Origin of the sequence: Salimicrobium humidisoli, from assembly GCF_002295105.1 — a bacterium.
Lineage (GTDB): Bacteria > Bacillota > Bacilli > Bacillales > Halobacillaceae > Salimicrobium > Salimicrobium humidisoli.
On record NZ_NSGH01000036.1, the window covers coordinates 1 to 8,521 of the forward strand.

The 8,521-nt window shown below is 46.9% G+C and carries 11 protein-coding genes; 6 read left to right on the top strand and 5 right to left on the bottom strand.

Annotated features, from left to right (window positions below; translation table 11 throughout):
* Positions 1 to 133: 133 nt before the first annotated feature.
* Positions 134 to 601: a low molecular weight protein-tyrosine-phosphatase gene (locus tag CKW00_RS13110; RefSeq protein ID WP_095822938.1), complete on the bottom strand. Its 468-nt coding sequence runs from the start codon at positions 599 to 601 to the stop codon at positions 134 to 136.
* Positions 602 to 736: 135 nt separating this feature from the next.
* Here CKW00_RS13110 and CKW00_RS13115 point away from each other — a divergent pair, with 135 nt between their 5' ends.
* On the top strand, positions 737 to 2,092 hold the full coding sequence (locus CKW00_RS13115; RefSeq protein WP_095822939.1) for an alanine/glycine:cation symporter family protein: 1,356 nt from the start codon (positions 737 to 739) through the stop codon (positions 2,090 to 2,092).
* Between the two features lie 113 nt (positions 2,093 to 2,205).
* Here the strand turns inward: CKW00_RS13115 and CKW00_RS13120 are convergent, their stop codons facing one another.
* Both CKW00_RS13120 and CKW00_RS13125 read right to left on the bottom strand, forming a co-directional pair.
* Positions 2,206 to 2,571: a DnaJ family domain-containing protein gene (locus CKW00_RS13120; RefSeq protein WP_095822940.1), complete on the bottom strand. Its 366-nt coding sequence runs from the start codon at positions 2,569 to 2,571 to the stop codon at positions 2,206 to 2,208.
* Between the two features lie 11 nt (positions 2,572 to 2,582).
* Complete coding sequence (locus CKW00_RS13125) at positions 2,583 to 3,326, bottom strand: YkgJ family cysteine cluster protein (protein WP_095822941.1); 744 nt, start codon at positions 3,324 to 3,326, stop codon at positions 2,583 to 2,585.
* A gap of 132 nt (positions 3,327 to 3,458) precedes the next feature.
* Between CKW00_RS13125 and mreBH the strand changes: the two genes are divergently transcribed.
* The 5 genes from mreBH to CKW00_RS13150 all read left to right on the top strand — a co-directional run bounded on the left by mreBH (position 3,459) and on the right by CKW00_RS13150 (position 7,324).
* Positions 3,459 to 4,466, top strand: coding sequence for a rod-share determining protein MreBH (mreBH, locus tag CKW00_RS13130; protein ID WP_095822942.1), 1,008 nt, complete (start codon positions 3,459 to 3,461; stop codon positions 4,464 to 4,466).
* Between the two features lie 228 nt (positions 4,467 to 4,694).
* Positions 4,695 to 4,991, top strand: a complete 297-nt coding sequence (locus CKW00_RS13135) for a hypothetical protein (protein ID WP_095822943.1) — start codon at positions 4,695 to 4,697, stop codon at positions 4,989 to 4,991.
* A 34-nt stretch (positions 4,992 to 5,025) separates the two neighbouring features.
* Positions 5,026 to 5,946: a ketopantoate reductase family protein gene (locus CKW00_RS13140; RefSeq protein WP_095822944.1), complete on the top strand. Its 921-nt coding sequence runs from the start codon at positions 5,026 to 5,028 to the stop codon at positions 5,944 to 5,946.
* Between the two features lie 114 nt (positions 5,947 to 6,060).
* Entirely contained in the window at positions 6,061 to 6,705 is a 645-nt protein-coding gene (locus CKW00_RS13145) for a hypothetical protein (RefSeq protein ID WP_095822945.1), read from the top strand.
* 232 nt (positions 6,706 to 6,937) lie between these two features.
* Positions 6,938 to 7,324, top strand: a complete 387-nt coding sequence (locus CKW00_RS13150) for a hypothetical protein (protein ID WP_095822946.1) — start codon at positions 6,938 to 6,940, stop codon at positions 7,322 to 7,324.
* Between the two features lie 82 nt (positions 7,325 to 7,406).
* Here the strand turns inward: CKW00_RS13150 and CKW00_RS13155 are convergent, their stop codons facing one another.
* The gene (locus CKW00_RS13155) at positions 7,407 to 7,766 is read right to left on the bottom strand and encodes a DUF2188 domain-containing protein (protein WP_198951643.1); all 360 of its coding nucleotides are present in this window, start codon (positions 7,764 to 7,766) and stop codon (positions 7,407 to 7,409) included.
* A gap of 71 nt (positions 7,767 to 7,837) precedes the next feature.
* Complete coding sequence (locus CKW00_RS13160; RefSeq protein WP_095822948.1) at positions 7,838 to 8,296, bottom strand: DUF2188 domain-containing protein; 459 nt, start codon at positions 8,294 to 8,296, stop codon at positions 7,838 to 7,840.
* Positions 8,297 to 8,521 lie beyond the last annotated feature (225 nt).

Sequence of the window (8,521 nt, forward strand, 5' to 3'; positions counted from 1 at the left end):
ATACAACGCCACCATCGCAAATTCTGCCTCTGGAGACTGGAAAGACCGATATCGAAAAAGCTCCGATCATCTTTTTACGATGATCGGAGTTTTTTTACTACGAGTCCGAGTTAGTTATGTCCCAGACTCTTCCCTATAATGAGTGATCTCTTCTGATAGAATCCAGAAGCCCTTCACAACCGCTGTTCACGAGCTCAAACGTCCCTTTGAAATCACCTGTAAAGTAAGGGTCGGGCACTTCACTTTCCGGAACATTTTCGGCGTAATCCATCAGTTTCTGTATTATGACACCCTCTTTATCATTGATTGCTTCTACATCTCTCAGGTTATTATCATCCATAACGATCAGGTAGTGAAAATCTTCCCAGTCCTGTTCCGTAATCTGCCTGGCTTTCGTATCTGTCATACGTATGCGATTTTCCCGAAGGACAGCCCGGGTGCCTTCATGAGGGGGGGATCCCTCGTGCCAGTGCCCCACGCCGGCAGAGTCTGCATCTATTTTATCCTGTAACCCTTCCTGCTCAACCTTACTGCGAAAAATAGCTTCGGCCATCGGTGATCTGCAAATATTACCGAGACAAATGAATAATACACGAATCATAATAGTAACCTCCTTCAATCTTCTTATTATAAATGATTTTTCTGCTTTCCTCACTTTTTCCTATAAAAACCTTGACTTTTAGTTGAATTTTCGGAATATTTAGTATGTAAGCATTATCTTACAAGGGGGATTCAGATGGACAGATTAAACGAAATACTCGGGAACATAAGCGGCCTCGTATGGGGCTGGCCTCTCCTTGTACTGCTTGTAGGTACAGGGGTTTACTTAACGCTTCGGCTGGGATTTTTACAGTTCCGGACTCTGCCTTACGCTTTGAAACTTGCATTTAAACCAAGTGCCCAGCAGAAGGGAGAGAAAGGGGACATCTCCCATTATCAGGCTCTGACTACTGCGCTTGCCGCCACAATCGGTACGGGTAACATCGCAGGAGTGGCTACAGCGGTCGTGCTGGGCGGGCCCGGAGCAGTATTCTGGATGTGGATCACCGCCGTATTCGGCATGGCCACTAAGTATGCAGAAGCAATACTTGCCGTAAAATACCGGGTCGAAAACAACAAAGGTGAAATGTCCGGCGGGCCTATGTACTACCTTGACCGCGGACTCGGTCAAAAATGGCTGGGAGTGCTTTTCGCATTCTTCGGAGCTATCGCCGCGTTCGGCATAGGGAACATGGTCCAGGCCAACTCCGTCTCCGATGCTGTAGTCCAGACATTCAACGTTCCGACCTGGATTACAGGCCTGATTCTTCTCGTGTTTGCCGGTCTCGTTCTTCTCGGCGGAATTAAAAGCATCGGCCGTGTAACGGCGTTTTTCGTTCCTATTATGGCAGCTTTTTACGTTCTTGGTGCATTAATAATCATTATTACTAATTTTGAACTCGTAGGCCCTGCCTTCAATACGATTTTCACGGATGCTTTCAGCGCTAATGCAGTCGGAGGAGGCATTCTCGGTACTGTTATCCGTTACGGGGTAGCCCGTGGAGTCTTTTCGAACGAAGCTGGACTCGGCTCGGCCCCGATCGCTGCCGCTGCTGCACGTACGGACTATCCCGGGCGTCAGGCTCTCGTGTCCATGACCCAGGTACTTATTGATACGATTATCATCTGTACAATGACCGGACTGACCATCGTTATGGCCGGAGAATATAAGGGAGAAGGAAGTGAGGATGGCGCTGCCCTGACCACCGCATCGTTCAGTGCTTTCCTCGGCGACGTAGGAGGATACATTGTCACGCTCGGACTGATTTTCTTCGCTTTCTCCACCATTGTAGGCTGGTCCTATTACGGAGAGAAATGCTTCGGTTATCTGACTAACGACCGGGGACTCGGGCTTTACAAAATTCTTTTCGTCGCCTTCGTATTCATCGGTGCGGTAATCGAACTCAGTACAGTCTGGACTTTCGCCGATGTCATGAACGGCCTTATGGCTTTCCCTAACCTTATCGGACTTCTCCTGCTTTCCGGAGTCGTAGCCTCGGAGACGAAGCGGTTCCTGAAAGTCGCCAAAGAAGAGAAACGTTCCGCTGGTTAACAACAATTTCTATTCTTATAAGAAAAAATGAAGCCTCTCCCTCACTTGCCTGTGCGGGGGAGGCTTTCCTATCAGGTCTGTATGTCCCGGCTGTCGCTCGGAATGTATATGCTTTAAAGCCGCTTCCTAATGGAACTCTCATATTGGGCGAAAGTTCCGGACTGGGCCATTTTCCTTTTTTCCATAAGCATTCGAAAACGGAGACGTTTCTCCGTCAATTTCCTTTCCGTGCGTTCTTTCTCTTCGGGATCCGTAATCTGTTCCAGCAGTTCCTCAAGTTCCACCACTTCTTTCTTAATCTGCATCTCTTCAGGTAGCATGCCGGCGTTTTTCAATACGCGGTAACTGTTCCTGAGGTCATCCGGCACGTGGGCGAACTCATCTTCCGGCAAAGGTCTGCCCTTTCCCGGCAAATCATCGAGCTCTCCCTGATCAACCGCCTTTTTAATTTTCTCTTCAACGATGTGAGCAAGATCCATATCCTTACCCCCTATACGTGCATCTCTCCCTGCCGATACTGTCTGATCCATCCCGGAAGGTAATCATAGCTCCAGGCGTCCATCGGGTAATCGACAGGAAGTTCTTCCCCGTTTTCATACAGAGCCTGCACAAGTTCATTTATACCCTGGAAGTAAAAATTATAAAGAAAGTCGTAACTGGTCGTCTCTTTCGGCATGTGTTCCGTGGCACAGACTGTCGGGTCGGAATAGTTCACATACGTACGGCACGGAACCGGTCTGATTTCATATGCCTTGCACAACTGCTTCTCCTCATCCAGCATCGGACACGGTAAATTCAGCTGTTTGTATTTCCATTTCATCTCGGGATCGTCTTCCTCAATAGCCAGAGCCTCCTCCAGCTTCCGGGGGAATTTTTCATAGTATTTTTCCCAGTGCCTGTAAATATCTTCTTTTCTGTCCGGCTCCATATGTTCAATGGAGCGGAAGAAGAGCTTCGCTTCCATTTTACTGACCCTTATCGGGAAATAACAGCAGAAAGCACAGCCCATGAAACAGTTCGGTTTCATTTCCATGAAAGAATCTATATCCGTCATCGTTTCATCCACCGAACGGAGCAATTTCTCGAAACCTTCGAGAATGATGCTCTCCGTATCTTTTTCACTTTCCAGAAGTTCGTCCACGACTTCTTCAAAGATGGAAACATCCAGTTCATACGATTCATTCAGGACGTCACTTTTTTTCCGTATGTCTTCATAAGTCAAATAACCGCCCACTGCAGCGTCCTCCTGTCTTTACTTTCCCCCGATTATAAAACAATCTCTCATTTATTTCTATCACTGTTTTCCCAAATACATTATAATAGAGTTATCCATTCAGAAAAATCTATCATCACTGGAGTGAAATCAATGCTATCTAACGAAGAAATAGGAATTGATCTTGGTACCGCAAACATACTTATCTATTCCAAATCCAAGGGAATGTTATTGAACGAACCTTCCGTCGTCGCCTACAACACGGACACCAAATCAGTAATCGCCGTAGGGGAAGAAGCCAAAAAGATGGTCGGGAAGACACCAAAGAACGTCATACCCGTAAGACCGCTCAGAGACGGAGTGATCGCAGATTTCGACGTGACCTCCCAGATGCTGAAAGAATTTTTGAAGAAAGCCGGAAAATCCTCCGGTATGTCTATCAGAAAACCTACGGTAGTAGTATGCACCCCGTCCGGTTCCACCTCCGTAGAACGACGGGCCATTGAAAACGCTGTAAAAAACTACGGAGCCAAACAGGTGCACCTCATTGAGGAACCGATAGCAGCGGCTATAGGCGCGGATCTGCCCGTGGATGAACCGCTTGCGAATGTCATAGTGGACATCGGCGGCGGAACGAGTGAAGTGGCTATCATTTCATTCGGAGGCGTCGTCTCCAGCAACTCCATCCGCTCCGGCGGAGATGTGATGGATGAAGAGATCATGAATTACGTGCGCAAACAGTACAATATGCTTATCGGTATCCGGACCGCCGAACTGATTAAAATGGAAGTCGGGCAGGCTCCGGTCGAGCATGAAGAAAGAACAATGGAAGTGCGGGGGCGGGATATGGTGACCGGGTTACCTAAACCGATCGAGCTCACTTCCACGGAAATACAGGGCGCCTTGAAGGAGATCCTTGCACAAATTCTTGAAACGATCCGCACGACTCTCGAAAGCTGCCCTCCTGAGCTGAGCGGAGATATAGTGGATCGGGGTATTATACTTACGGGCGGAGGTTCCCTTTTAAACGGTCTGCAGGACTGGCTGTCGAATGAGATCGTCGTTCCTGTACATATGGCCCCGAACCCTCTGGAATCTGTGGCAGTCGGAACGGGCCGTTCGTTGAAAATGATAAAAAAATTACAGAAAGCCAATAAATGATTTGAAAGAAAGCACCGCCGCACCGGTGTTTTCTTTTTGCATGGAGGACTTTTCCACTTATCCCCTGCAGGTAAAAGCGTTTAATAACAGGCTATAACAGGAAAGGAATAAGGGACGATTGTTGTTTATCGGAAACAGAATCAGCATCTTTCCGGAGGAATTACAACTTTTCCCGAAAATATTTGAATACAAAGCGGCCTTACCGCAAGCAGAAAGGGAGGGAGCATTATGAGTGCAACAACTTTATTGAAATGGATCACCGGTATGTGTGAGGCTTTTCTGGCTATCCCGGTCATAGGCGGGACTTTTATACTGAGCGGCGGCTGGCAGCCGCTACTATTTATGTTCGTTTTCCACGTAATCGTACTTATCGTTTCCGTTAAGCAAAACGAATTCAGCTCAGGAAGCGTCGCGGGTATGGTGGCGAACGCCCTCGGAATCATACCTGTAGTAGGCTGGATCCTGCATACCATCACTGCAATCATTCTCATCATTGATGCAGGGAAATCCACGGTTAAAAAATAATCGTTTCGTAAATATGTGAGAGGGAGGAATTGAAGTGAAGATAGTCATTATGGGAGCCGGGGCTCTCGGAGCTTACTTCGGGACGAGGTGGCATGATGCCGGTCACACCGTTATCAATCTCGTTCGTGAAGGAAGAGCGGAACAGTTAAGGACACACGGAATGAAAATCCACAGTAAGGTGGAAGATACGGTATGGGAAAATCCGGACATCGCAGAAGATCCTTCCGAGATAGAAGATCCGGACCTCGTAGTTCTCGCCGTTAAAGGATACCATCTGGAGGGGACGATGCCCTGGCTGAAGTCTCTCGTGAAAAAAGGTGCAAAAGTTCTGCCCCTTCTGAATGGTGTGGAACATTACGCTATTTTGGAAAAGGAACTGGGAGAGGAGACGGTCCTCGGAGGTCTTGCCTTTATTATAGCTACCCTTAATGAGAAAGGACACGTGGAACATACGAGTGACTTCCACAATATTGTATTCGGCCCTCTTCACCCTTCCCAGGAGTCGATATGTGAAGAACTTTCCCTTGCCGGGGAGCAGGCAGTGATGAACAGCCGGTGGAGCTCGGACATTCTGAAGGAAATCTGGAAAAAGTACATGTTCATCACAGCTTTCTCCGGTATCACCACCGCAATGAATACCCCTATCGGAGATATCCGTGCCTATCCCCAAACCTTTACTATCGCCAGGCGGATGCTTGAGGATATGCAGAGACTGAGCGTCGCCAGAGGAGTGAAAATAGGACAGGATGAAGTCGATCACGCTTTTAAACAGCTCGAAAATCTCGGGGACGACATGACTTCTTCCATGCATCAGGATCGACGGAAAGGACTGCCGCTTGAACTGGAGCATCTCCACGGGGGAGCGATGCGTCTGGCAGCGGAAAAGAACCTCACCCTCCCCTATATTGAAACGATTTACGGAATAATAAAACCCCATGATGGAATGGATTTGTAATCCGGAAGCTGCTCTTCTTAAGGGCAGCTTCTTCTTTTTTACGGCTCATATGCGCACGTCTGCCCTTCAGAAATTTTCCATGCTATAATGGAAGTCCCAAAGGAGGGCTGCAGGATGAATCGCTGGAAAAGAAGACCCGGAAAAACAGCATATGAAGTATTTATGGTCCTTCTCGCCAGTTTATCTGTAGCCACTATATGGCAGGAAATGCAGTACGACAGTCTTATTGTGTGGGGAACTTGGGCTATATTCTTTCTCGACTTTCTCTATCGTTTCTTTAAAAGTGAAAGTAAACTGGATTTTGTCAAAAAACACCCTTTTATAGTCATTGCCGCCATTCCACTGGATGCTGTCTTCCAGCTTGCGCGTTTTGCCAGAATCCTTCATCTGCTCCGGTTGAAATCTATCACCAAATACTACACGAAGCCGTTCCTCCGCTTCCTGAAACGCCAGCATCTCGGTTTTGTGGCAGGAGCTAGCAGCATCCTGATTTTTTTACTTATCATCCCTCTTACGTGGATAGAGGACGAACTGGAGACCTACTCCGACGCATTCCTCAGTGCACTTCTTTCTATTACATTCTTTGGCAGAACCACCTTTGAACCGGATACTCTCCCGGGACAGGTGATCGTCGTTATTTTCACGATTCTGGGAGTGATTCTGCACGGTCTGATCATTTCTGTCGCAATCGATTTTCTTACTTCGCTCCCCCTATTCAGGCAGGGAAAAAGAAAAATCAAAAAAATTATCGATAAATAAAGCTGAAACACGTTTTCAAATGTACGTAACGGGTAAGGTAGTACGGAAGGCGCTAATTTGGAAAATGACTTCCCCCTACAACATTTTTGCCAAAGCCTTCACGACTTCTTCCCTTTTCCTTTATCCGTGAGATAGAGGGAAAGGATTTTCTTTTACATAACTCTGCTTACTCATTATACAGCTGCATTTTCTATTGCCCCTTCAAAATTTCCGACTAAAGGAGAGAAAGCCGGTGAGCCATTATTTAAAAAGGTTTGATCCCGTGGAAGTGCGTTATCTGATTGATGCCGGAGAAATTCAGGAAATCACGGCCGAAATGCTTGGAGAAGTGGCCTCCCTCGTGAATACATACATCTCCTATGAGTACACGGCTGCCTCCGAAGGCAACCTGGTACGCCCGATGATCACGCTTGAAGAAACAGAAGGACTTACGGAGGAAAACCGTAATTCCATTCTATCTACCGGTTTCAACCTGGACGCTCCGTTTGATAACGGTGATGAAATTTTCCGGACGGTGTTCGGTGATTCTCACGTAGTAATCGCTGCGACCGAAGACGAGGATGGTGTATTTTTCACTGTAGAAATCCCTTATGAAGATTTCAAAACCTTACACTCATAATTTATCTCTATCTCACAAAAAAGGAAGCCCTCTGCAGAGAGCTTCCTTTTTTATGTTTTATCGAATCTTTTCCGGTTCATTTTTAACTATCGTAAGAAATATTTTCCTGGATTGTGCCATCCTGCTTGTGGATGATGGCACTGCCACCTTTATTTTGCGCAATTTCTTTTGCCCTTGTTACTGCTTCGTCTTTATTATCAAACACTTTCGTAGGTTGGGAGGCACTCTCTCCCTGTACGGCCCAGCCGTCTTCATGAGCGATGACATGTTCTCCTTTTGCAGAGAGGTCCGGGGTGTTGTTACCGGAGTTTCCGGAGTTTCCGCTGTTGTTGCTATTGCCGGACTGCTGATTTCCTTTTGCATATTGTCCCTGGCGTCCGTATTCTTTATTCTGTTCTTCCGTACGGTTTTCACCGCTTCTTCCCTGGTTATTGCTTGTCATGTGTGGTTCCTCCTTATTGAAAATCATGTACGCTTTTTAGTATACCCATAACTTCCAACAATGAACTTTTTTTACTTATTATAGGAAATATTCTCTTGTATCGAACCGTCCTGCTTATGAATAATGGCAGCTGTGCCTTTATTTTCGGCTATTTCCTTCGCCCGGCTCACTGCTTCCTCTTTCTTTTCGAAAACTTCCGAAGGCTGCTTGGCATCCTCCGCCTGTACTGCCCAGCCATCTTCATGAGCAATGACATGTTCTCCTTTTTCCATAAGCTCCGGGCGGCTGTTCTGCGGATTTTCCTCGTCTCTCGTCCGCAGTTCCTTATCCGTCATCTGTTTCACTTTATTGATGTCTTCTTCTGAAGCATTACTATACCATTCCTTTGCCTGTTCAGTGGCGATAGGTATAGCTCTCCCTTCCTCATAACCTTCATGAAGCATTCCGTTCGCAATTGTTATCGCTTTTTTTCGAACTGCCGTGTCCAGATTCTTCAAAGAGTCCGGATAATCCTGTGTATCCCAGGGCATGATCAAAACCTCCTGTTTAACTGTTTTCTTTTTCTATACCGCACCGTCGCGGGCTTTAAACACTTTTCCGCCGAAATCATCCCCTGTGCCATTAAAAAGGTTCTATTTCAAATGTTGGGGTGGAGGATCTTTTCCTCCGCCCCTTTATCCTAGGTGCTTGCCTACGTTCTTGAATTGGTGATGCATCAGAATGCGGGCCCGCAACCGGTCGTGCCGGCGAAAGCC

Excerpts from the sequence above, each read along its gene's own strand:
- CKW00_RS13110 (WP_095822938.1), bottom strand. The coding sequence starts at position 601 with ATGATTCGTGTATTATTCATTTGTCTCGGTAATATTTGCAGATCACCG.
- CKW00_RS13115 (WP_095822939.1), top strand. The coding sequence starts at position 737 with ATGGACAGATTAAACGAAATACTCGGGAACATAAGCGGCCTCGTATGG.
- CKW00_RS13120 (WP_095822940.1), bottom strand. The coding sequence starts at position 2,571 with ATGGATCTTGCTCACATCGTTGAAGAGAAAATTAAAAAGGCGGTTGAT.
- mreBH (WP_095822942.1), top strand. The coding sequence starts at position 3,459 with ATGCTATCTAACGAAGAAATAGGAATTGATCTTGGTACCGCAAACATA.
- CKW00_RS13135 (WP_095822943.1), top strand. The coding sequence starts at position 4,695 with ATGAGTGCAACAACTTTATTGAAATGGATCACCGGTATGTGTGAGGCT.
- CKW00_RS13145 (WP_095822945.1), top strand. The coding sequence starts at position 6,061 with ATGAATCGCTGGAAAAGAAGACCCGGAAAAACAGCATATGAAGTATTT.
- CKW00_RS13155 (WP_198951643.1), bottom strand. The coding sequence starts at position 7,766 with ATGACAAGCAATAACCAGGGAAGAAGCGGTGAAAACCGTACGGAAGAA.
- CKW00_RS13160 (WP_095822948.1), bottom strand. The coding sequence starts at position 8,296 with ATGCCCTGGGATACACAGGATTATCCGGACTCTTTGAAGAATCTGGAC.